This is a genomic window from Bacillus mycoides, from assembly GCF_018742245.1.
Taxonomy (GTDB): Bacteria; Bacillota; Bacilli; order Bacillales; family Bacillaceae_G; genus Bacillus_A; species Bacillus_A cereus_U.
Genome location: NZ_CP036132.1, coordinates 4023670 through 4046592 on the forward strand (window position 1 = coordinate 4023670; position 22923 = coordinate 4046592).

Consider the following 22923-nt stretch of genomic DNA (forward strand, 5'->3'; position numbering starts at 1 on the left):
GCTGGAGCAAAGAGGTTAGGTGGGAGTCGGGCTGCCAGTAAACGCCCGATTGGTGAGGGCTAATAATCAGTGGGGGATGAACAATCCCCACTGATTAAAGTTTCACTTTATTATGCGCTTGCTGATTCTTTTTTTACATCATCTTCAAGAACACGAACAAACTGCGCTTCGTTATATGGATAACCAGCTTTTGTAATTTTTACTTTTACTAGCTTACCAATCAATTCTTCAGATCCTTCAAACACAATTTTTAAGTAGTTATCTGTATAACCTACATATAAACCTTCACGGTCACCATCTTTAAATGTCTCTTCCGGAATGATTTCAAGTACTTCACCTTCAAATCCAGAAGCATACTCTTTCGCTAATTGATTAGATAGCTCAATTAGACGGTGAACACGATCGTTCTTCACGTCTTCAGGAACTTGATCTTCCATACGTGCTGCTGGAGTACCTGTACGTTTTGAATAAGGGAAAACGTGTAATTCAGAGAAACGATTCTCTTTAATGAAATTGTACGTTTCCATGAATTCTTCTTCTGTTTCACCTGGGAATCCAACAATTACGTCTGATGTAATCGCAAGCCCTGGTAACGCTTCTTTCAAACGATCTAAACGCTCTTGGAAAAATTCCATCGTATACTTACGGCGCATACGTTTCAATACAGTATTAGATCCTGACTGTAATGGAATATGCAAGTGACGTACAACTACTTCTGATTTATCTAACACTTCAATTACTTCATCAGAAATTTGACTCGCCTCAATAGAAGAAATACGAAGACGTTTCAATCCGCCTACTTCCGCTTCCATATCACGCAGTAATCCTGCTAAGTTATACTCTTTTATATCTTCACCGTACCCACCTGTATGAATACCTGTTAATACGATTTCTTTATAGCCCGCATCTACTAATTGCTGCGCTTGTTTAATAACTTCTTTTCCATCACGAGAACGCATTAAACCACGCGCCCAAGGAATGATGCAAAATGTACAGAAGTTATTGCAACCTTCTTGTATTTTTAAAGATGCACGTGTACGGTCCGTGAAATATGGTACATCGAGCTCTTCATATACACGTGTTTTCATAATATTGCGGACAGCATTAATTGGTTGACGCTCTTGACGGAATTCTTCGATGTATCCTAACATCTTCTCACGATCTTGCGTACCAACAACAATATCTACACCTGGAATTGCCATAATTTCTGCTGGAGATGTTTGTGCATAACATCCAGTTACACAAATTACCGCATCTGGATTTTGACGTACAGCACGTCTAATTACTTGACGGCTTTTTTTATCTCCAGTATTTGTTACTGTACATGTGTTAATAACATATACATCAGATTTTTTTTCATATTCAGTTCTTTCATAACCACCTTGTTTAAACAATTGCCAAATCGCTTCTGTTTCATAGTGGTTTACTTTACAACCTAACGTGTGGAACGCAACAGTTGCCATTGATTATCACCCCATCAATTCAAAATGATAAGAAGCGGCACTTAACGCATAAAGCGGAGCCGTTTCTGTTCTTAAAATTCTTGGTCCTAAACTACATGGTACAAATTTATGTTCACGAAGTGCGGTTATCTCTTCCTCCGCTAAACCGCCTTCCGGCCCAAATACAATCAGCAGCTTTTGGCCTGGTTTAATCGTCGATAAAGCTTTCGCAAAATTAGATTTCTCACCTTGTTTCGCTTCTTCTTCATACGCAACAAGACAAACATCATACTCGCTGCTCATCGACAGCAGTTGTTTAAATGATGAGGGAACGTGTACTTCTGGAATTTCACTTCTATGCGATTGTTCCGCAGCTTCTTTTACAATTTTTTTCAAACGCTCAACTTTTTTATCTGCTTTTTTCGCATCCCACTTTACAATAGATCGAGATGCTTGAAATGGTAAAAATGCAGCTGCCCCAAGCTCAGTTCCTTTTTGAAAAATTAACTCTAGCTTGTCTCCTTTCGGCAGTCCACTTGCAATCGTCACGAACACAGGAAGTTCGCTTGACGCCTCTACCCATTCTACAATAGTGGTATCCACAAATTCACTGGTAATTTCAGCAATTGAACACTCTGCTGTTTTACCATTTACACAGCAATAAATGTGGTCACCAGCTGACATACGCATCACTCTTGCGATGTGATGAACATCATCACCCATTATACGAATACTTGTCTCATTTACATATTTCTCTTCTACAAAATAACGTTGCATATAATCACCTTAGTAGAGTTTCGTTCCTTTCGTAAGTCAACACTTACGAAAAGAACGAAACGTTATCATTTTCATATAACAAACGGCAAGTCCCTCACCTTATACGGTGAGAGACTCCCCTGTTCTTTATAGACTAAAATCTATATTACGCATTTCGTGCAATAATTGCTACCCAATCTTCCATTCGGAGCACTTCTTCAATTGTAAATCCAGCTTTTTCTAACGCTTCAGAAATTACTTTTTCTTTCGCCCCAATAATACCAGATGTAATAAATAATCCACCTGGCTTCACAACTCTCGCTGCATCTTCAGGGAATAGAAGAATAATTTCCGCTAGTAAATTTGCTACGATTAAATCAACTGGACCTTCAATACCTTCTAATAGACTATTCTGTCCAACATTGACAATGTCATCTGTTTTATTTAAGCGCACATTCATTTCTGCACTTTCAACTGCAACTGGGTCTAAATCATACGCTTGAACAGAAGCCGCACCTAATTTTGCCGCAGCAATACTAAGTACCCCTGAACCCGTCCCCACATCAATCACAGTATCACCTGGCTGAACCGTTTTTTCTAACGCACGAATACACATCGTTGTTGTTGGATGTGTCCCTGTACCAAACGCCATACCTGGATCTAATTCAATAATTTTTTCATCTGGAGAAGACGGTGTATACTCTTCCCACGTCGGCACAATTGTGAATGTATCAGAAATTTGAACTGGATGATAATACTTCTTCCAAGCAGTAGCCCAATCTTCCTCATCGACTTCATTAATTGTAATATTTCCTGTACCAATTTCGATGTCGAAAGATGGTAGTGCATCAATAGATGATTTTACACCTGCAACCGTTTCGTGTAAAGAATCCGTTTGTGGGAAATATGCTTTTACCAAAACACCCTCACTTGGATATTCATCTGGGTTAAGTGCATAAATCTCACCGTATTGTTGCTCACGCTCTTTCGTCAACTCCGCTGGGTCCTCAATCACAATCCCGCTAGCGCCTGCTTCATGCAAAATATGAGAGACAGCTTCTACTGCTTCTTCTGTTGTATGAATACTAATTTCTGACCATTTCACAATTTACCAACTCCATTTTTTATTTCCATTATTCCCCTTTGAAAGCACGTTTAAGCTTTCTGAATAAGCTATCATCCTGCTCTTCTTGCCCTGCAAATTCACGCAATAAATCTTTTTGATGTGAAGTTAATTTCGTCGGCACAACAACACGAACGACTACATATTGATCTCCTTGACCATATCCACGTACGTTCGGAGCACCTTTTCCTTTTAAGCGGAATTCTGTTCCTGTTTGTGTTCCTGCTGGAATTTTCAGCTTCACTTTGCCATGAACGGTAGGAACTTCTACTTCCGCACCAAGTGCCATTTGCGCAAATGTTAATGGCATTTCGCAAATAATGTGATCCCCTTCGCGCGCAAAGAATTCATGATTTCTCACATGAACAACAACATATAAGTCACCTGCCGGTCCGCCATTTACGCCTGCTTCACCTTTTCCAGATACACGAATTTGTTGACCATTATCGATACCCGCTGGAATTTTAACATTGATTTTTTTGCGTTTACGAACTTTACCAGAACCATGGCATGTCGTACATTTCTCTTTAATCATTTGACCTGTTCCTGAACAATGCCCACAAGCTTGACGGTTTACAATACGCCCAAATGGTGTATTTTGTTCTACACTTACTTGCCCTGATCCTGAACAATGTTTACATGTTTCTTTTGAAGTTCCTGGTTTTGCTCCACTACCCTTACAAGTATCACATGGATCCTCCACTGGAATCTCAACATTTAATTCTTTACCAAAAATAGCTTCTTCAAACTCTAAAGTAACTTGATATTGTAAATCAGCACCTTGACGCGGAGCATTCGGATCACGACGTCTGCCGCCACCGCCACCAAAGAATGAACTGAAGATATCTTCAAATCCGAAGCCACCACCGAAGTCACCTCCACCGAAACCTTGATTCGGACCCGCGTGACCAAACTGATCATACTGCGCGCGGTTTTGATCGTCACTTAATACTTCGTATGCTTCTTGTACTTCTTTAAACTTTTCAATTGCATTTTCTTCTTTACTTACGTCTGGATGGTACTTTTTAGCCAAACGACGATACGCTTTTTTTATTTCATCTTTAGAAGCACCCTTGCTAAGTCCAAGGACCTCATAATAGTCTCGTTTATTCATAAATTTGCAACCCCCGAATCTTTCACATAAACGTAATTTTAACACCGAAAGAAAGTGCTTTGCAACAAAGTTTCCTCACTTACAGTATGCAAAATAAAAAACTTAAGATCCTCACACATTTCTTCTTATTCGTGAAAAAAGCCAAAGCCAAGGCACGCTTGACTTTGACTTTTTGTCATCTTACTTATTTTATTTCACTTTATTACTTGTCTTCTTTTACTTCTTCAAACTCAGCGTCTACTACATTATCTTTTTTCGCGCCAGCGTCTTGTGCTCCTTGTGCACCTTCTGCTTGCCCTGCAGCTGCTTGAGCTTGCTCGTATAATTTAACAGTTAATTGTTGTACGATTTCTTGAAGAGCATCTTTTTTCACACGGATTTCTTCAAGTTCGTTTTTCTCGATTGCCGCTTGTAATGCTTCTTTCGCTTCCGTTGCTTTCGCTACTTCAGCTGCATCTACTTTACCTTCTAAATCTTTTACAACTTTGTCTGTTTGGAATACAAGTTGGTCAGCTTCGTTACGAAGTTCAACTTCTTCCTTACGTTTTTGGTCAGCGTCAGCATTTGATTCCGCTTCTTGTACCATACGATCTACTTCTTCATCAGAAAGACCTGAAGAAGATTGGATTGTAATAGTTTGCTCTTTACTTGTTCCTAAGTCTTTTGCACGTACGTTAACGATACCGTTCGCATCAATATCGAATGTTACTTCGATTTGTGGAATTCCACGTGGTGCTGGCGGAAGGTCTGTTAATTGGAAACGACCTAATGTTTTGTTGTCAGCTGACATTGGACGCTCACCTTGTAGTACGTGAATGTCTACCGCTGGTTGGTTATCAGCAGCTGTTGAGAATACTTGTGACTTACTTGTTGGAATTGTAGTGTTACGCTCGATTAATTTCGTGAACACACCACCCATAGTTTCGATACCTAAAGAAAGTGGAGTTACGTCTAATAATAGAACGCCCTCTACATCACCAGTAAGTACGCCACCTTGAACTGCAGCACCTAATGCTACAACTTCATCTGGGTTTACACCTTTGTATGGCTCTTTACCAGTTTCACGTTTAATTGCTTCTTGTACAGCTGGGATACGAGTAGAACCACCAACAAGGATAACTTTATCTAATTCGCTTGGAGAAAAACCAGCGTCTTTTAATGCACGACGAGTTGGCTCTAATGTTCTTTCAACAAGACCAGCTGAAATTTCTTCGAATTTAGCTCTTGTTAACGTTAATTCTAAGTGTAATGGACCAGCAGCTCCAGCACTAATGAATGGTAATGAAATTTGTGTTTGTGTTACACCAGAAAGATCTTTCTTCGCTTTTTCAGCTGCATCTTTCAAACGTTGAAGTGCCATTTTATCTTGGCTTAAATCAATGCTATTTTCTTTTTTGAATTCAGCTACTAAATGATCGATGATAACTTGGTCAAAGTCATCTCCACCAAGACGGTTGTCACCAGCAGTTGAAATAACTTCAAATGTTCCATCTGCTAACTCAAGGATAGATACGTCAAACGTACCGCCACCTAAGTCATATACTAGAATTTTTTGTTCTTCATCTTGTTTTTCTAAACCGTAAGCAAGTGCTGCTGCTGTTGGTTCGTTAATGATACGCTCTACTTCTAAACCAGCAATACGACCAGCATCTTTTGTCGCTTGGCGTTCTGCATCGTTGAAGTATGCTGGTACTGTAATAACAGCTTTTGTCACTGTTTCACCTAAGTACGCTTCAGCAGAAGCTTTTAAGTTTTGTAAAATGATTGCAGAAATTTCTTGAGGTGTATAATCTTTACCTTCAACTTCTACTTTATAGTCTGTACCCATATGACGTTTAACAGACATGATTGTATTTGGGTTTGTAATTGCTTGACGTTTCGCAACTTCCCCAACTTGACGCTCTTCATTTTTGAAAGCTACAACAGAAGGTGTTGTACGGTTTCCTTCTGGATTTGGGATAACCTTTGGTTCTCCACCTTCCATAACAGCTACACAAGAGTTTGTTGTACCTAAGTCAATACCGATAATTTTACTCATAGCGAATCCTCCTACATTTATGTAAATTATTGATTTACCTTTACCATTGATGGGCGAATCACACGGTCTTTTAGTTTATAGCCTTTTTGGAATTCCTCCACAACCGCGTTTGATTCAAACTCACTGTCTTCTACTTGCATAACAGCTTGGTGCTCATGAGGATCGAACTGTTTACCAACAGCTTCAATCGCTTCAACACCTTCTTTAGTCAGCGCTTCTAACAATTGACGATGCACCATTTCCATACCTTGTAATAAGGACTTCATTTGATCATCAGTTGCTTCCACTTGCATTGCTCTTTCAAAATTATCAAGAGCTGGCAGAATATCTGACACAAGACTTTGTGCTCTATATTTTTCAGCAGCCTGTTTATCCATTTGAACGCGGCGCTTATGATTTTCAAAATCAGCTTGTAGACGTAGTGTGCGACCTTCCGTTTCCGTTAGTTTCGCTTGTAACTCATCCACTGTTTCTTGTAAAAGAGCAGCTTCACTTTTCTCTTCTACAGCTTCTTCGCTGTTGTCTGTCGTGACAGCTTCTTCAACTTGCGCTTCTTTCACTTCTTCTACCACTTGTTCGTTACGCTCTTCCACAATTTTCACCTCCTTAAAAGGTATTAGGTATCACGCTTAGCACGATTACCTAAGCATTATATATTACACACAGCAATGAAATTCCCATCACTTGAGCGAATGTATTACTCTCATTTATTTTTTAAGTCCATCAGTAAATTGCCTTGTAAATAACTGCAACAAACTAATTACACGAGAGTATTGCATTCTCGTTGGACCTAAAATCGCAATCGTTCCAAGTTGCTCTTCTCCAATCGAATACGTTGCAGAAATTAAACTACAATCTTCCATAGCGATCGAAGAATTTTCCCTGCCAATTTTCACTTGAATACCTACTTGTTTATGACGCAAAATATCATAAAACTCAGCTTCGTTATCAATCATCGTCAGCAAGGATCTTACTTTTTGAATGTCATGGAACTCTGGCTGCGAAAGCATATTTGCTTTTCCTCCAAAGTATATCTTTTCCGATAAAGGAACTTGAAATGTACCATCCAACATTTTTATTGCACTATCGTAATTATGAACATACCCACGCAAGACTGTAACAATCTCTTTAAAGATTTTATTATGAAGTTCTGCCATAGGTATACCAGATAGCTTTTCATTTAAAATATTAACCATTTTTTCTAAATCTGATAAATCAACAGATTCCGGAACGGTAATCGTTTTACTTTGCACATGCCCTGTATCTGTTACAATAATAGCGACTGCTGTTTGACGATCAAGCGGTACAATCTGTACATTTTTAAGTTTATTTGTGCTCAATTTCGGACCAAGAACAATGGCCGTATAATTCGTAAGCTCTGATAAAATTTGAGCTGATTGTTGTGCAATTTTTTCTGCTTCAAAAATTCTTTCAGCAAATAAATCTTTAATTTGTACAATTTCATCGGTCGGTAAGTTTTGTGGCGCTAAAAGATGGTCTACATAAAAACGATACCCTTTTTCAGAAGGAACACGCCCAGAAGAACTATGCGTTTTTTCAATAAATCCTAGTTCCTCTAAATCAGCCATTTCATTTCGAATAGTAGCTGAACTAAACGTAATTTCATCTTTCTTAGCCAACGTCCTCGAACCAACTGGTTGCGCTGATCCAATAAAGTCATCAACAATCGTTTGTAAAATTAAGAGCTGACGTTCCGTAAGCATCTCATCATCACCTCTGTTAGCACTCTTTGTCTTCGAGTGCTAAATCTATTAATAACTTACCAAAATTGACATTCAATTGTCAACGGAAACGTCACGAAATAACGAAACTTTTTCACGCTTAGGGCGCATTTAATTAATCCATCAAAAATGACTGGAATACTTCATTCCCTAATAGTTTCCCTTTCCTCGTTAAACAAACATGTCCATCTCTGTTTTCAAGTAATCCCTGTTCTTGATTACTTTGTAACTGCTTTGCAAAAACATGATCCATCTCCACATTAAATCTCTTTTGGAATTCTAACTTAGAAACACCTTTTGTTTTTCGAAGTCCTAAGAACAACTCTTCTTCCATTTTTTCTTTCTCTGTCACTGCGTGAACATCTAAATATGGAAATCCTGTCTCATCAATTTTAGTGAAATATTGCTTGAGCGGACCTACATTTTGAATTCGTTCCCCGTTCACATAACTATGCGCTCCAGCTCCAAATCCATAATACTCTTCATTATTCCAGTATGTGAGATTGTGTCTACTTTCATTATCACCTTTTGAGAAGTTACTAATCTCATACTGGTTATAACCATTTTTCTCCATTTCATCCATTACCATTTCGTACATTTTCGCTTCATGGTCTTCACCTGGAAGTCTTAATTTCCCTTTATTCATTAAGTTATAAAATACGGTTTTCGGTTCCACAATTAAGGAATATGCTGAGAAATGTTGTACACCAAGCGTAAAGGCAATATCTAATGTTTCCTTTACATCTTCTATCGTCTGTCCTGGCAGAGCATAAATTAAATCTACATTAATATTTGTGAAACCGACTTCCTGCGCTTCTCGAATTGCTACGAATGCATCTTCTCTCGTATGCCTGCGTCCAATCTTCTCAAGTAGCTCATCACGAAACGTTTGCACACCAAAACTAATTCGGTTTACTCCACCTTCTAGCAATAAGTTCAACTTCTCTTTCGGTAAATCACCTGGATTCGCTTCAAATGTTAATTCACAATTCGGCGCAAATGGACGCAAACGACGGTTAATGATGTCGAGTAGCTGTTTTGTTTGCTCCATATTTAAAGCTGTCGGAGTTCCTCCGCCAACAAAAATCGTTTTCATACTTTCAAACGGTACTTTTTGAACCGTATTTATTATTTCTTTCTCTAAATATTGTAAGTATTGATCAACCGGTTGGCGTTCAATAAATACTTTATTAAAATCACAATAGTGACAAATATGCTGACAAAATGGAATATGAATATATGCAGCTTGTACCAAATATAACTCCTACCTTTCTAAAAAGAAAACCTCCGCGTTCCGGAGGGTCCTTTACTTTTATAAAGTGTTACGAATTTGTTCCATTCGCATTTTTCCCCAATCATACATCATTTCAACGATCGGTAAAAGCGACATACCTAATTCCGTCATATAGTACTCAACTCGCGGAGGAATTTCCGGGTATACTGTTCGATCAATAATCCCGTCCTCCATTAACTCTTTCAATTGATTTGACAACACTTTATGAGAAATACTCGGGAACAGACGTTGTAATTCACTAAAACGATGCGGACCTTCCACACCTAAGTGCCACAATATCACAACTTTCCACTTCCCACTAATAATAGAAAGCGTCAGTTCCTTTTCGCAATTAAAATTACCTTTTTGTATTTTCTCTCGAATATCTTTTCGAATATTTTCGGACATTAATAGTCTCCTAACTCTATATCAATCACTAAAAAGCTCTCTCACTATTGTAAATGAGAGATGCTAAGATGTCTAAAAAGTAGCATATAAAAAAAGAAGCCGAACGAACGGCTTCCACTTTTATCACAATTGGTGCGGGCTAATAATTAGCGAAGAATAGAAAAATCCCCACTAATTATAGTTCACTCTATTAGTTATCATCCATTTTCAGTACAGCCATGAATGCTTCTTGCGGCACTTCTACAGAACCAACAGACTTCATACGTTTTTTACCTTCTTTTTGCTTATCAAGAAGTTTACGCTTACGAGAAATGTCACCACCGTAACATTTTGCAAGTACGTTTTTACGCATCGCCTTAATTGTAGAACGAGATACAACTTTATTTCCGATAGTCGCCTGAATTGGCACTTCAAACTGTTGTCTTGGAATTAATTTCTGTAATTTCTCTACAATTACTTTACCACGGTCATACGCTGAATCACGATGTACAATAAATGATAAAGCATCCACTTGTTCATTATTTAAAAGAATATCCATTTTCACAAGCTTAGATGGTTTATAACCAATTAACTCGTAGTCAAATGATGCATATCCTTTCGTATTTGATTTCAATTGATCGAAGAAATCATATACGATTTCTGATAACGGGATTTCATATGTCAATGTAACACGTGTTTCATCTAAATATTGCATATCAATAAACGTTCCACGTTTCCCTTGGCAAATTTCCATTACAGCTCCAACATAGTCATTCGGAACCATAATTGCAGCCTTCACAAACGGCTCTTCTACACGATCGATAGCCTGTGGATCTGGCATATTAGATGGATTATCAACAATAAGATCTTCACCGTTTGTTAAATACACTTTATAAATAACGCTTGGCGCTGTTGTAATTAAGTCAATCTTGAATTCACGTTCAATACGTTCTTGAATAATCTCCATGTGAAGCAGCCCTAAGAAACCACAACGGAAACCAAAACCTAAAGCTTGAGATGTTTCAGGCTCAAATTCAAGAGCAGAATCATTCAATTCTAGTTTTTCTAACGCATCACGTAAGTCGTTATAACGTGCAGAATCGATTGGATATAAACCACAGAATACCATTGGATTTAATTTACGATACCCTTTTAACGGCTCTACAGCCTGACGTTTCGCATGTGTAATCGTATCACCTACGCGTGTATCGCCTACGTTTTTAATAGATGCTGCTAAGAAACCTACATCACCTACTGTTAACTCGTCACGTTGCGTTGTTTTCGGTGTAAACACACCTACTTCTGTTACTTCAAATTCTTTTCCAGTTGCCATCATACGTACTTTATCGCCAACTTTTACCGTTCCATTTACAACACGGATATATGCAATTACACCACGGTACGGATCATATAAAGAATCGAAAATCATACATTGTAACGGCTCTTCTGAATCACCTGTTGGAGCTGGTACCTTTTCAACGATTTGTTCTAAAATATCTTCAATACCAATGCCAGCTTTCGCTGAAGCAAGTACAGCTTCCGATGCATCTAAACCAATTACATCTTCTACCTCTTGACGTACGCGTTCTGGGTCTGCACTTGGTAAGTCGATTTTATTAATAACTGGTAAAATTTCCAAATTATTATCAAGCGCTAAATATACGTTCGCTAATGTTTGCGCCTCAATTCCTTGCGCTGCATCCACAACAAGAATTGCACCTTCACAAGCCGCTAAACTACGAGATACTTCGTACGTAAAGTCGACGTGTCCTGGAGTATCGATTAAGTGAAGAATATACTCTTCACCGTCTTTCGCTTTATACGTTAGTTGTACTGCATTTAATTTAATTGTAATACCACGCTCACGCTCCAACTCCATAGAGTCAAGCAATTGCGCCTTCATTTCGCGCTGTGCCAACGCGTTTGTTTTCTCCAAAATACGGTCTGCCAACGTTGATTTCCCGTGGTCAATGTGAGCAATGATGGAGAAGTTACGAATTTTGGACTGTCTTTTTGCTCTTTCTTCTTTATTCATCTATGTTCTCAACTCCTAATAGTCTCGCCAATATACACTAGCACTGATTATATCAATAGAGCAGCAAAGATTCAATGAAAACTCGTGCTGCTTACAATACAAATCACTCTATCTATATCTTATGCGAACAAACCATAAGAGACAAACCTTTTTCAAATTAAAGGACGACTCTCTTACAAACCAATAAGACAACCGTCCTTCCTGCTATCCTTAACTAAAAATCCCTTTTATTGCCCCAACCACTATATCCGTCCCAAACTTTGTCATATCACGAGCAACACTTGCTATCGCCATACCGATACCTTCTACAACATTAAAACTTCTTAAGCTTTCTAACTGTTTTTGTTTTTCAATAGCCGAAAACGTATCTCTCGAAATTTCTGATTCAGCCCCAGCGCCTTCTGTTCCTGTCATATGAGCAATTTGTTCATATGACAGCTGACGATACCCCTTCATACTTTTCAGACCATGATTAGCGAGCGCCACTCCAGCTATCATCATAAGCAAGCATAAGACTGTACCGCATATACATAACAGCGTAAATCGACTCAAACTATTTCTGCCTCTTTCCATCAATGTGTATAGGCCCCTGTGTTATCTTGATCAATCTGATGATGCAGTGCTGCATTTAAACCACTTGCTATTACATTTGCCATATCCTCAATAAACGCATCTACTTCTTTTGGGGTTACCATTAAATTATGACCAAGAGGAGATAACACTTCATAAATCAACTTTCTCTTTTCTTCTTCTTCCAACGTACCAATAGCCCCTAAAAACATATTTCGACTCTTTTCATCTGGCATATCTTCTTCTGTTAATTTTTTCTTTTCTCCAAATGTAAAACCAGCTGGTAATAAAGAGCGTGATGGTTTGTTTCCTTCTTTCAGTTCCCGGCCAAAATGTTTCAAAATAAAATCAATTGTATCACTCGTAATCGAAACGGCATCTACCACAGTTGGCACACCAATTGCGATAACAGGAATACCTAATGTTTCTTTACTTAGTTCCTTACGCTTATTCCCAACACCAGATCCTGGATGAATTCCTGTATCAGAAATTTGTATCGTACTATTTACTCGTTCAATAGAACGCGCAGCTAATGCATCAATTGCGATGACAAAGTCTGGTTTTGTCTTTTCAATAATTCCGTAAATGACATCGCTCGTTTCGATTCCTGTAATCCCCATTACCCCTGGACGAATGGCACTAACAGGTCTAAAACCCTCTTCCACACTTTCAGGCTGCAATTTAAACAAATGTCTCGTCACCAGTACGTTCTCTACAACTATCGGTCCGAGTGCATCCGGCGTTACATTCCAATTCCCAAGCCCGACGATTAAACAACTCGCTTCTTTTGAAACACCAACCTCTTCTAAGAAATAAGAAAATTCTTTTGCAAAAATACGCTCTACTTTTTGCTGAAGTTCCGTATCTTGTTGTCGTATACCTTGCACCTCAAGAGTTAAATAATTCCCAGGTTTTTTCCCCATCGACTCAGATGCAATTTCATCAATAGTTACTTTTGTAATTGTAACGCCCTCTTCTTCCCTCTCTTTTACAATAACTCCCTGTATCCCTTTTTGTTCTTCTTGGCGCTCTTGCAGCATTTGGTGCGCCTCTACAGCAAGGTCAGTTCTAACACTATATTTACTTAAATCTAATGGTTCTTTCATCGTATCTCCTCCGTAATTCATAGTAAATATCGTTAGATTTCCCCAAGTTATATTAGGTCATTCTTTCCTTTACGTGAAATTTCATTGATATACTATTGCAATTCTCTTCACCGTTTGATAAAATATCACTTGTTCTATGTAAGAATCGAGTCATTCGATTGCACCAGGGAGGTGAAAAGTATGGCAAACATCAAATCTGCTATCAAACGCGCTAAACTTAGCGAAGAGCGTCGTTCACATAACGCTTCTATCAAGTCTGACATGCGTACTGCTGTTAAAACTGTAGAAACTTTAGTTACTAATAACGATCTTGAAAATGCTAAAGAAGCTTTCAAAACTGCTTCTAAAAAACTTGACAAAGCAGCTCGTAAAGGTCTTATCCACCAAAACGCTGCAGCTCGTCAAAAATCTCGCTTAGCGAAACAAGTAAACGCGTAAGGCGTTTAAAAAACGATCCATTCGGATCGTTTTTTATATACACAAAAAAGTTCACGTATTTAGTACGTGAACTTTTTTGTGTTACTACATATGATTTAACCGCATTAAGAAAAACTCAAGCACAAGTTTCTTATCCATCTTTCCAGTCTTCATACTATAATCAGCTTCCGCTAATTCTATAATAACTTTTTTTAATTCTTCAAAAGAGAAAAACTTTGTTTGATTCATCGCCAACTTTACCCGGTACGGGTGCACACCAATATGGGAAGCAATTTGATTTTGTCCGTAACCACGCTGTTGTAATTCTTTCACTTGATGGAGCAAGCGGAATTGACTTACTAATAACGCGAGCAGTTTAATTGGTTCTTCCTGCTGTGTAAATAATCCGTCTAAAATTTGCATCGCACCAGCGATATCTTTTTTCACCACTTTTTCTGTTAAAGCAAACACATTTTGCTCAACAGATTTCGGCACAAGTTCCGTGACAAGTTTTGGCGTAATTTCTCCGCCCATACCGACGTATAACGTTAACTTGTCCATTTCCTTCGCTAACATTGTTACATTACTTCCCACAAGCTCTAACAACAAACTAACAGCTGCATTATCAATATGCACATGCACCTCATCCGCACGAGAAACAATCCACTTCTGAACATCCTGCACTTGCATCGCATTTGCTTCTATTACATCCGCTGTTTTCTTTAATAGTTTTGTAATTTTTTTTCGTTCGTCTAATTTTTCATAAGGCGCAACAAAAACAAGAATAGAAAAAGGAGATGGCTCCCCAATATATTCTTCTAAAATTTTTATATTTTGTTCTAATTTTTCTTTTTGTGCCGTTAAAAATAATGGTGATTTTATTAATATAACTTTACGCTCTCCAAAAAAAGGAAGCGTATGCGCATCCTCAACTACATCTTCTAAATACACTTCTTCCAAATCGTATGTCACAACATTAAACTCTCGATCTTCCTCTTCAAGCGCTTCCGTTGTAATAAGCTTTATCGTTTCATTTATAAAATAGGCTTCCGTTCCATACAGTACATACAACGGAGCGAACTGTTTCTTTTTAATCTTCTTATGTATATCACTCATATTTTTTCCTACTCCCTAACTTGGCAATATATATTTATACTAATGCCCTAGCTTTTGTTTTACAAGTACAAAGGGACAGGCTTTATAACCCGCCCCTTTATTTATATAAAACGCCACGCAATAAGCCCCGGATTTCTTATTGGTGTGCGGTAATCACCTTCCCTTTATTATTTACAATAATAATCTTAGTATAAGTGCCAACTGTTAACATGATTGGAAATGAAAAATTCACGCTACTTAGCTAACTAGAAGAAGTGTACAAATACTCTATTTCGCTTCACATGGAAATTGTAGATTTTTTTCTGACAATATTTTATACTAAAATGGAATGTTGGGGAGGGATTCTAAATGAATGATTTTGAACAAAACGTTCAAAGTAAACGCAATGACGCTATTGATTCAGGGGTAGGATTTATCGTCTCATTTGGTTTTTTCGCAACACTTTTCATTATTGCAACTGTTATTAAATTCATCGGTTCTTAAAGGCTGCTGCTTAACGGCAGTCTTCTTTTTTCATCTTCTATGTGTTTCATCATATGTGATTTTACTTTGAAAGGTTCCTTTTTCTCCATTAAAAACATAGGAAATAGCCCCTTGCTTATCCGTACGCCATATATCAATACCCATCTTCTTAAAACGCTCTATAACTTCCTTATGCGGGTGCCCATACCTATTACGCTCTCCCACAGAAATAATCGCTACACTAGGCTGTACAAGGCTTAAAAAAGGATCTGTAGACGATGTTTTACTCCCATGGTGAGCAACTTTTAAAATATTAGCCCGCAAATCAGGATATGTCGATACTATAAACTTTTCCCCTTCTTCTTCTAAATCACCCGTAAATAGCCATGTTAGTCCCCCTAGTCTGGCCCATAGTACAATCGAAGAGTCATTTTCTCCCTTTTCTTTCCCCTTTGGAGCTAATATGAAAAATTCCGCTTCATTTACCCTCCAACCTTCCCCTTCTCCTACTACACTTATCTTCATGCTCTTTTCTAACGCCTTTTTCTTCACCACTTTTTCCAATACAGCATCTTGTTCCTTTCTCCCAAATACAACTTCTTTTACAATAATAGATGACAGCAAATCCAGCGCAGCACCTATATGATCCGCATCTCCATGCGTTACAATTAATTTATCAATCGTTTTTATACCTTCTTTTTGTAAAAAAGGAACAAGAATATCATGCCCAACAGAAAATTCATGCTTTTTCTGTTGCCACGCTTCCTTCTTGAAAGGAAGGGCTCCTCCTGTATCAATAAGATAAACCTCTTTATCGTACGGAAGACGAATTAATATTGCATCTCCCTGTCCAACATCAAGAAATGTAACACTCCCACTTTCGCGAAAATATGGATATACATAATGACAAGTACTAATAAAAAGAAATACACCCACAACTATGCACAAGATTTTTTTCGTTATTACTCTTTCCCAAATCACAAATATACTAACGATACTAAAACAATATATAGCCACAAGAAATAAAGGAGTTTGACCAAAAGTAAGTCGGATGAAAGGGAAACTTTCACAGTAACTTAGAAAGTCATTAGAAATGGTTAAACATAATGAAAGTACATATGCAATTCCTTTTGCGAAAAATGGAATAACCGGCATACATATAAGAATAATAATGCTACACGGCAATACAATAATGGATAGAAAAGGAACATATATAAGATTGAGGAAAATGCTATAAGGAGAAAAATAACCAAAATGATATAACAAGATGGGGGTACTAGCGAGCTGTGAAATTATAGAAATGTAAATAGAATTTCGAACTACTCCATTACTACGCCCTAATAATATCGGCGCAGATAGTAGTAAAGCAAAACTACCTACAAATGAGAATTGAAATCCAATGTTGAAAATAAGATACGGATCGTATATAAGCATACATATAGCTGTTATACTTAAGGCGTCTAGACTAGATAAGCGAATAGAGCACATGAAAGCTACCAACAATAAAACTCCTGTTATAGAAGCCCTCACAACAGATGGCGACGCCCCAGCTACGATCATATATAGAGGAATGCAAACTATAAGGCATACTGTTGCTGTCTCTTTCGTCACACCACTTCTTAGTAAAACAAAATACATTATAACCATTAATAATACGATATGCGATCCTGAAATTGCCAACAAATGTATAAGACCAAATTGTTGATATTGCTCTTCTACTTCAAACGTCATTTGTTGTCGATCTCCAAATAATAATGCGTTCATAAATGCACCTGATTGTTCCGGGAACATTTCTGTAACTTTCGAGATTGTTTGTTGCCTGAGGAGGAAAATCCATTGCACGAGTGACAATGATGTTTTTTGACATTCAGAAATGTATGTCACATCAAATATAAAATGTATTTTTTGCTGATATAAATAATTACGATAATCAAAAACATGGAAATTCCGGGCAGTTTGCGGTTCTTTCACCTCCCCTTTAAATGTACACGATATACCTGCATGTAATTGTTGCAACTGCTTCTTTTCCGAAGCAGATTGTATTTTATAATTTAACTGCACTAAGTTTTTATTCTGATCCTCAATTTGAAAAGAGAGACGATCCCCATTAATTAGAGGTGTATTTTGCACGACCCCTCGTGTAACTTCGTAGGACTCCCCTAGCGGCTTATTTAGACTCTGAACATACGTGGTGTACATAGCGCCGCTAAAACACGCTATTATACAAAAAATGAAGGTTTTACGCGAAGTACGATATAAACAAAATAAAACGTAACAAACGTAACAACAAGCAGTCAACAAATGCGATGTGGAAAAGGTAATTGCAATCCCAATTATAAACGAGATTGCAACATAGCCCCATTGTCCATTCAACTCATACTCACTCCTTATAGCATCATTTTCGCTCTAGTGAATACATGCTGTAATTCTTCCATTGATAAATTATCTTTTTCTAAGGATGCAAATAGTTCCTTTAGCTGCAAATGACGCTCTTGTTCCTCTAGCGATGTAATATCATATTCTAGCGGAACGTGCTTTACTGTTACACTCGCTTGTTCAAATAACTCTATGGCATACGGATGATTTTTATAATCCTGTGCATAATAAACTGCTGTAACACCACTTTGAATAATCGCCTTACAGCACTGCAAACAAGGAAAATGTGTGACATAAATTTCCGCTTCCTCTGTTTTCGCACCAAACTTCGCACATTGCAATAAAGCATTCATTTCCGCATGAATTGTACGAACACAATGATTATCAATGACATAACAACCATCGTCTATACAATGTACACCACCTTTAATTGAACCGTTATATCCACCAGCAATAATTCGTTTATCACGAACGATTGTCGCTCCTACTGCAAGCCTTGTACATGTACTACGTAAAGATAGTAGATGGCTTTGCGTCATAAAATATTGATCCCATGAAATTCGTTCCATATTTTTCACCTTCTTTTTTGTCTACTTGTAGTGTAGCGAAAAAAGAAAAACTTCGTCAATCTTTTACGGAATAATAATTTGATCTTTTATTTTCTCTAAAGACTTCGCACCAATCCCATCAATTTCTAATAAATCTTCTATTTTCTGAAACGGACCGTGTTCTTCTCGGTATTTCAAAATACTTTCTGCCTTCCGAGAACCAATGCCTGTAATTTTTTCAAGTTGTTCTTTAGAAGCTGCGTTTATTTGAATCTTTGTCTCGCCCTTTGAAAAAGCGGCCACCTCTTGTACTTGCTCATTTTTATTCGGTACATAAAGGATCATTTGGTCTTGTACAATTTGCGCTAAATTCACCTTCTTCACATCTGCTTCTAGTAAAAAACCACCCGCCTTTTCAACGGCATCCTTCGCTCGGTCCCCCTCTTTCATTTCATACACACCTTCTCTTACAACCGCCCCTTTCACATCAATTATAATTATTTTTTTCTGTTCTTTTGTATCCAATACTTTCGGTTTACTTTTTTTCTCCACATCTTTCGCTTGAACCTCCGTTGTAATGAGCGATTGCTCCGTTTGCTGATTCGTTTTCCAGAAAAAAAGAAAAATCAAAGTGCCAATAATAACCACTAATCCCAACCATTTTTTCGGAAAATCCCACATCATTTTACACCTCTAATCATAAATTTATAACATCATTCATATTGTTTAGGAGAAAGCTGTTACGAAGGAGGGATGAAACATTGAACATAGGAATTATAGGGACAGGGAACATGGGGAATATACTAATCGATGCATTTTTAGAAACCCGTGCTGTCAAACCTTCGTGCCTTACTATTATTAATCGGACGCCTGCCAAAGCATATCATATAAAAGAAAAATACCCTTCTGTTCATGTAGCCAAAACAATCCAAGAGGTAATCGAACAATCCCAGCTTATTTTCATTTGCGTAAAACCAATAGATATATACCCTATTCTACAAAAATACGCTGACCATTTTTCAGACGAAAATTGCTTAGTTTCTATCACAAGCCCCATATCTCCATCACAATTAGAAACACTTATACCTTGCCACGTCGCTCGTATCATTCCAAGCATCACAAACCGCGCCTTATCCGGCGCATCACTATTTACATTTGGAAATAACTGCTCTGAAGAATGGCAACAAAAACTACTTCGTCTATTCAAAAACATTTCTACTCCCCTTGTTATAGAAGAAGATATAACGCGCGTTTCATCTGATATAGCAAGCTGTGGCCCTGCTTTTTTTAGTTATTTATTACAATGTTTCATTAACGCTGCTGTAGATAAAACAAATATTACACACGAAGAAGCCACTACTTTAGTAAGTGAAATGGTCATTGGAATGGGGAAATTACTTGAAAAAGAAATTTTTACATTACCTACTTTACAAGAAAAGGTATGCGTTAAAGGCGGTGTTACAGGAGAAGGTATTCGTATTTTAGAAGAGCACGTTGGGGATATGTTTCATAAATTAATCGAACGGACACATGAGAAATTTGATGAAGATTTAAAATGCGTTGAGCAGCAATTCAATGAACACACATAATAAATACGCCATCATAATCCCAAACCCTTTTTATTAATACTTATCTTTTTCATGCTATATTTTCACTAAAACTAGCATTTTTACACTTTACACATATCATCTTTTTATTTTTCTAGAACTAAAACTACATCTTTTCTATAAAACAAAAGCAACCTTATCGGTTGCTTTTGTTTTATCCATTCTTCTTCGCCATAAAAAAGATGCGCTCTGTTTGTTCTGTCACTTCAATTCGTTCAAAGTCACCTGTGACGCGAAGTACTGTAAACCCAGCTTCTTCAAGCCATTTTGTTAACACTTCAACCGAATATGCACGCTGCACGTGACATTCGTCAAAACGATGGTACACGTCTTCTTCTGAATCTTGTACAAAGAATGTCAAATCATGTTCCACACTATCTGATTCTTCTCCAGGGAAGCAGTTCCAAATAAGTGATATTTCTTCGCCATTCACTGTATATGTTTCATTTTGAAATACGTGATGTATTTTATATAAAGAGTGTACATCGAATAAAAACAAGCCATCCTGACGTAAATGGTGGAAAACTCTTCTAAATGTTTCTTGCACTCCATCTTCTTGCAATACATAATTTAATGAGTCACAAAAGATTGTCACACAATCAAATTCACCAGGAACATCGAGCTCTCTCATGTCTTGTTGGTAAAAAGGAATAAAATAACCTTCTCCCCCCAATTTTTGCTGTGCGACAGTTAACATTTCTTCCGAAAGATCTACACCAATTAAATCATAACCTTTTCGTACAAGCGGAAGTGTTACGTTACCAGTTCCACATGCTACGTCAAGAATTTTTGCCTCTTTCATAGATGCCTGTTGCAAACTTTCCTCTGTGAATTCCACCCATTTATCATAAGGGACATCATTCATCAGTTCGTCATACAGCAAAGCAAATTGTTCGTATTTCATTGATCTAGCTCATCTGCAATATCTTCACGCGGCACATCGCCCCATAGACGCTCTAAATTATAGTGATTACGCTCATCTTTATGGAATACATGAGCAACCACATCACCAAGGTCTACTAAAACCCAACGCGCTTCATCAAAACCTTCCATACGTTGTACGTTAATTTCGAACTCATGTGCCTTCGCTTTAATTTCACGTGCAATTGCTTGTACTTGCTTGTCTGAATTCCCGTGACAAATAATAAAATAGTCTGCAATCGGTGAAATACCTTGCATATTTAGTACAACCATATCTTCTGCTCTCTTATCATCAGCTGCTTTTGCCGCTAATACTAATAACTCTTTATCTTTCATTTATTAATTTCCTCCTTGATAACTGCATTGTATGTTTGGAATGTTAATGGATAAATCGTTTGATCTTTTTCCATTAAAAATTGAATTGTTCGCTTTAAAGCAAACAGTAAAGCTTGATTTATATCTTTATATGCGAGTTTCCTCGCTTCTTCCACACCAGGAAACTTACGTCCGGGTTCAATGTAATCTGCTACATAAATAACTTTATCTAACATTGTCATTTTTTCATGACCACTTGTATGATATGTAATAGCTTGTAGAATTTCAAGATCAGTAATGCCTACTTCTTTTTCTACTAAGTATGCCCCAACAGGTGCATGCCATAACTCTTTATTATAGTGCAGTAGATCCTTTGGCAAAGCTTCTCTCTTAATAATCTCTTCCATTTCTGGAATCGCTCTACATTTTGCATAATCGTGAAATATAGCAGCCGTCTCTGCCTTTTTCTCATCTACACCATATAACCGGGCAAGTTCAATCGCTGTTTCCATTACACCAACCGTGTGTATATAACGTTTTTCATGCATTTGTTGTTTGACAATACTAAGTGCTTCCTCACGATTCATACAACCCATTCCTCTCGATATATACCTGTACTTTTTCGGGGAGTAAATATTTGCACGTTTTCTTCGTCATATATCTCTCACGTAACAGAGAAGAAGAAACTGCAAACTCCGGAATTTCCACTTTTACGATATCATAAGGCGTATGTAATGTGTAACCTGGTCTTGCAACTCCAACGAAAGTCACAAGCTTAAGTAACTTTTCAATGTTATACCACTTCGGCAAATACTCAACCATGTCTCCGCCAATAATAAAGTGAAACTGCACATCCGGATACTTCTCCGTTAATTGTACCATAGTGTCGTACGTATAAGATGGGCCTTCTCTGTCTAGCTCTTCTAAACAAATTGAAAAGTATGCTTCTTCCTCAGTCGCTATTTGCAGCATGTTTAATCGATTTTTCACACTCGTAATGTTACGTCCTTGCTTGTGCGGTGGAATCTGATTCGGCAAAAACCATACCTCTTCCAACCCTAAAGCATGATGCACTTCATTTGCAATTAACAAATGCCCATTATGAGGCGGATCAAACGTGCCACCAATAATGCCAATTTTTCTCAAAAGAAACGCTCCTTCCTTTTACATACAGCAACTCTCCCCATACATATTCGAAGAGAGCCCACTGTTAATAAAAGTTCAATTGGTTTCGCTTTCTACATATCAAGCGTCCACTACGAAATAACTCACGTATATCTTTTATCGAGGAAGCTTAATCTGCTTATTTTCTCTTGATTCTTTGTATAAAACAATTGTGCTTCCGATTACTTGAACGATTTCAGCTCGTGCACCTTGTGCAAGCTCTTCTGCAACTTCACTACGATCAAATTCACAGTTTTGTAATACGCTCACTTTAAATAGTTCACGAACTTCTAATGCTTCTCCAATTTGTTTCACCATATTTTCATTCACGCCACCTTTTCCAACTTGAAAAATCGGTGTTAAATGATGTGCCTTTGCACGTAAAAATCTTTTTTGTTTTCCTGTTAACAT

Annotated in this window: 24 protein-coding genes; 3 read left to right on the forward strand and 21 right to left on the reverse strand. The window is 37.6% G+C overall.

Going from position 1 to position 22923, the window contains the following annotated elements; translation table 11 throughout:
• Window positions 1-110: 110 nt before the first annotated feature.
• The 12 genes from mtaB to gpr form a co-directional block, all read right to left on the reverse strand.
• On the reverse strand, window positions 111-1463 hold the full coding sequence (gene mtaB, locus EXW56_RS20635) for a tRNA (N(6)-L-threonylcarbamoyladenosine(37)-C(2))-methylthiotransferase MtaB (RefSeq protein ID WP_002199326.1): 1353 nt from the start codon (window positions 1461-1463) through the stop codon (window positions 111-113).
• Between the two features lie 6 nt (window positions 1464-1469).
• Entirely contained in the window at window positions 1470-2219 is a 750-nt protein-coding gene (locus EXW56_RS20640) for a 16S rRNA (uracil(1498)-N(3))-methyltransferase (RefSeq protein ID WP_002111902.1), read from the reverse strand.
• A gap of 145 nt (window positions 2220-2364) precedes the next feature.
• Window positions 2365-3303, reverse strand: coding sequence for a 50S ribosomal protein L11 methyltransferase (gene prmA / locus EXW56_RS20645; protein ID WP_002111903.1), 939 nt, complete (start codon window positions 3301-3303; stop codon window positions 2365-2367).
• A 28-nt stretch (window positions 3304-3331) separates the two neighbouring features.
• Window positions 3332-4435 carry a molecular chaperone DnaJ gene (dnaJ, locus tag EXW56_RS20650; protein WP_002111904.1) on the reverse strand — a complete coding sequence of 368 codons (1104 nt, stop codon included), beginning with the start codon at window positions 4433-4435 and terminating at the stop codon, window positions 3332-3334.
• A gap of 202 nt (window positions 4436-4637) precedes the next feature.
• On the reverse strand, window positions 4638-6473 hold the full coding sequence (gene dnaK / locus EXW56_RS20655) for a chaperone protein DnaK (RefSeq protein ID WP_002111905.1): 1836 nt from the start codon (window positions 6471-6473) through the stop codon (window positions 4638-4640).
• 26 nt (window positions 6474-6499) lie between these two features.
• Window positions 6500-7066, reverse strand: a complete 567-nt coding sequence (gene grpE / locus EXW56_RS20660; RefSeq protein ID WP_002111906.1) for a nucleotide exchange factor GrpE — start codon at window positions 7064-7066, stop codon at window positions 6500-6502.
• Between the two features lie 114 nt (window positions 7067-7180).
• A complete protein-coding gene (gene hrcA / locus EXW56_RS20665; protein ID WP_002067157.1) occupies window positions 7181-8197 on the reverse strand; it encodes a heat-inducible transcriptional repressor HrcA in 1017 nt (338 codons plus the stop codon).
• Window positions 8198-8330: 133 nt separating this feature from the next.
• The gene (hemW, locus tag EXW56_RS20670; protein WP_002199324.1) at window positions 8331-9470 is read right to left on the reverse strand and encodes a radical SAM family heme chaperone HemW; all 1140 of its coding nucleotides are present in this window, start codon (window positions 9468-9470) and stop codon (window positions 8331-8333) included.
• 57 nt (window positions 9471-9527) lie between these two features.
• Entirely contained in the window at window positions 9528-9896 is a 369-nt protein-coding gene (locus EXW56_RS20675) for a winged helix-turn-helix transcriptional regulator (RefSeq protein ID WP_002160441.1), read from the reverse strand.
• A 190-nt stretch (window positions 9897-10086) separates the two neighbouring features.
• Window positions 10087-11910, reverse strand: coding sequence for an elongation factor 4 (gene lepA / locus EXW56_RS20680; protein WP_002199323.1), 1824 nt, complete (start codon window positions 11908-11910; stop codon window positions 10087-10089).
• A gap of 210 nt (window positions 11911-12120) precedes the next feature.
• The gene (locus EXW56_RS20685) at window positions 12121-12483 is read right to left on the reverse strand and encodes a YqxA family protein (protein ID WP_002199322.1); all 363 of its coding nucleotides are present in this window, start codon (window positions 12481-12483) and stop codon (window positions 12121-12123) included.
• The gene (gene gpr, locus EXW56_RS20690) at window positions 12483-13586 is read right to left on the reverse strand and encodes a GPR endopeptidase (RefSeq protein ID WP_002111912.1); all 1104 of its coding nucleotides are present in this window, start codon (window positions 13584-13586) and stop codon (window positions 12483-12485) included. Before gpr ends, EXW56_RS20685 begins: the two co-directional genes overlap by 1 nt.
• 180 nt (window positions 13587-13766) lie before the next feature.
• On the opposite strand from gpr, the gene rpsT reads away from it, so the two are divergent.
• The gene (gene rpsT, locus EXW56_RS20695) at window positions 13767-14024 is read left to right on the forward strand and encodes a 30S ribosomal protein S20 (protein ID WP_002088694.1); all 258 of its coding nucleotides are present in this window, start codon (window positions 13767-13769) and stop codon (window positions 14022-14024) included.
• Between the two features lie 84 nt (window positions 14025-14108).
• Here rpsT and holA read toward each other — a convergent pair whose 3' ends face one another.
• On the reverse strand, window positions 14109-15119 hold the full coding sequence (holA, locus tag EXW56_RS20700) for a DNA polymerase III subunit delta (RefSeq protein WP_215554223.1): 1011 nt from the start codon (window positions 15117-15119) through the stop codon (window positions 14109-14111).
• Between the two features lie 348 nt (window positions 15120-15467).
• On the opposite strand from holA, the gene EXW56_RS20705 reads away from it, so the two are divergent.
• The gene (locus EXW56_RS20705) at window positions 15468-15602 is read left to right on the forward strand and encodes a YqzM family protein (RefSeq protein ID WP_000997609.1); all 135 of its coding nucleotides are present in this window, start codon (window positions 15468-15470) and stop codon (window positions 15600-15602) included.
• A gap of 30 nt (window positions 15603-15632) precedes the next feature.
• On the opposite strand, the gene EXW56_RS20710 is transcribed toward EXW56_RS20705, so the two are convergent.
• The 3 genes from EXW56_RS20710 to EXW56_RS20720 form a co-directional block, all read right to left on the reverse strand.
• Window positions 15633-17954: a DNA internalization-related competence protein ComEC/Rec2 gene (locus tag EXW56_RS20710; protein WP_215596900.1), complete on the reverse strand. Its 2322-nt coding sequence runs from the start codon at window positions 17952-17954 to the stop codon at window positions 15633-15635.
• 14 nt (window positions 17955-17968) lie between these two features.
• Window positions 17969-18526, reverse strand: a complete 558-nt coding sequence (locus EXW56_RS20715) for a ComE operon protein 2 (protein WP_002199319.1) — start codon at window positions 18524-18526, stop codon at window positions 17969-17971.
• A 63-nt stretch (window positions 18527-18589) separates the two neighbouring features.
• Complete coding sequence (locus tag EXW56_RS20720) at window positions 18590-19189, reverse strand: helix-hairpin-helix domain-containing protein (protein WP_002199318.1); 600 nt, start codon at window positions 19187-19189, stop codon at window positions 18590-18592.
• Between the two features lie 77 nt (window positions 19190-19266).
• Between EXW56_RS20720 and comER the strand changes: the two genes are divergently transcribed.
• Window positions 19267-20094: a late competence protein ComER gene (gene comER, locus EXW56_RS20725; RefSeq protein ID WP_002199317.1), complete on the forward strand. Its 828-nt coding sequence runs from the start codon at window positions 19267-19269 to the stop codon at window positions 20092-20094.
• 172 nt (window positions 20095-20266) lie between these two features.
• Here the strand turns inward: comER and EXW56_RS20730 are convergent, their stop codons facing one another.
• From EXW56_RS20730 to yhbY, 5 genes are all read right to left on the reverse strand, one after another.
• Complete coding sequence (locus tag EXW56_RS20730) at window positions 20267-21016, reverse strand: class I SAM-dependent DNA methyltransferase (protein ID WP_002111917.1); 750 nt, start codon at window positions 21014-21016, stop codon at window positions 20267-20269.
• Window positions 21013-21369 carry a ribosome silencing factor gene (rsfS, locus tag EXW56_RS20735; RefSeq protein ID WP_000653209.1) on the reverse strand — a complete coding sequence of 119 codons (357 nt, stop codon included), beginning with the start codon at window positions 21367-21369 and terminating at the stop codon, window positions 21013-21015. The genes EXW56_RS20730 and rsfS overlap by 4 nt, the downstream gene beginning before the upstream one ends.
• The gene (yqeK, locus tag EXW56_RS20740; RefSeq protein WP_002111918.1) at window positions 21366-21935 is read right to left on the reverse strand and encodes a bis(5'-nucleosyl)-tetraphosphatase (symmetrical) YqeK; all 570 of its coding nucleotides are present in this window, start codon (window positions 21933-21935) and stop codon (window positions 21366-21368) included. The genes rsfS and yqeK overlap by 4 nt, the downstream gene beginning before the upstream one ends.
• Window positions 21925-22494: a nicotinate-nucleotide adenylyltransferase gene (locus tag EXW56_RS20745; protein WP_002199316.1), complete on the reverse strand. Its 570-nt coding sequence runs from the start codon at window positions 22492-22494 to the stop codon at window positions 21925-21927. Before EXW56_RS20745 ends, yqeK begins: the two co-directional genes overlap by 11 nt.
• A 135-nt stretch (window positions 22495-22629) precedes the next feature.
• Complete coding sequence (gene yhbY / locus EXW56_RS20750) at window positions 22630-22923, reverse strand: ribosome assembly RNA-binding protein YhbY (RefSeq protein ID WP_002015220.1); 294 nt, start codon at window positions 22921-22923, stop codon at window positions 22630-22632.

Coding starts and splice junctions, on each gene's coding strand:
- mtaB (WP_002199326.1), bottom strand. CDS start 1,463: ATGGCAACTGTTGCGTTCCACACGTTAGGTTGTAAAGTAAACCACTAT.
- EXW56_RS20640 (WP_002111902.1), bottom strand. CDS start 2,219: ATGCAACGTTATTTTGTAGAAGAGAAATATGTAAATGAGACAAGTATT.
- dnaJ (WP_002111904.1), bottom strand. CDS start 4,435: ATGAATAAACGAGACTATTATGAGGTCCTTGGACTTAGCAAGGGTGCT.
- dnaK (WP_002111905.1), bottom strand. CDS start 6,473: ATGAGTAAAATTATCGGTATTGACTTAGGTACAACAAACTCTTGTGTA.
- hrcA (WP_002067157.1), bottom strand. CDS start 8,197: ATGCTTACGGAACGTCAGCTCTTAATTTTACAAACGATTGTTGATGAC.
- EXW56_RS20675 (WP_002160441.1), bottom strand. CDS start 9,896: ATGTCCGAAAATATTCGAAAAGATATTCGAGAGAAAATACAAAAAGGT.
- lepA (WP_002199323.1), bottom strand. CDS start 11,910: ATGAATAAAGAAGAAAGAGCAAAAAGACAGTCCAAAATTCGTAACTTC.
- EXW56_RS20685 (WP_002199322.1), bottom strand. CDS start 12,483: ATGGAAAGAGGCAGAAATAGTTTGAGTCGATTTACGCTGTTATGTATA.
- gpr (WP_002111912.1), bottom strand. CDS start 13,586: ATGAAAGAACCATTAGATTTAAGTAAATATAGTGTTAGAACTGACCTT.
- rpsT (WP_002088694.1), top strand. CDS start 13,767: ATGGCAAACATCAAATCTGCTATCAAACGCGCTAAACTTAGCGAAGAG.
- holA (WP_215554223.1), bottom strand. CDS start 15,119: ATGAGTGATATACATAAGAAGATTAAAAAGAAACAGTTCGCTCCGTTG.
- EXW56_RS20705 (WP_000997609.1), top strand. CDS start 15,468: ATGAATGATTTTGAACAAAACGTTCAAAGTAAACGCAATGACGCTATT.
- EXW56_RS20715 (WP_002199319.1), bottom strand. CDS start 18,526: ATGGAACGAATTTCATGGGATCAATATTTTATGACGCAAAGCCATCTA.
- EXW56_RS20720 (WP_002199318.1), bottom strand. CDS start 19,189: ATGATGTGGGATTTTCCGAAAAAATGGTTGGGATTAGTGGTTATTATT.
- EXW56_RS20730 (WP_002111917.1), bottom strand. CDS start 21,016: ATGAAATACGAACAATTTGCTTTGCTGTATGACGAACTGATGAATGAT.
- rsfS (WP_000653209.1), bottom strand. CDS start 21,369: ATGAAAGATAAAGAGTTATTAGTATTAGCGGCAAAAGCAGCTGATGAT.
- yqeK (WP_002111918.1), bottom strand. CDS start 21,935: ATGAATCGTGAGGAAGCACTTAGTATTGTCAAACAACAAATGCATGAA.
- yhbY (WP_002015220.1), bottom strand. CDS start 22,923: ATGTTAACAGGAAAACAAAAAAGATTTTTACGTGCAAAGGCACATCAT.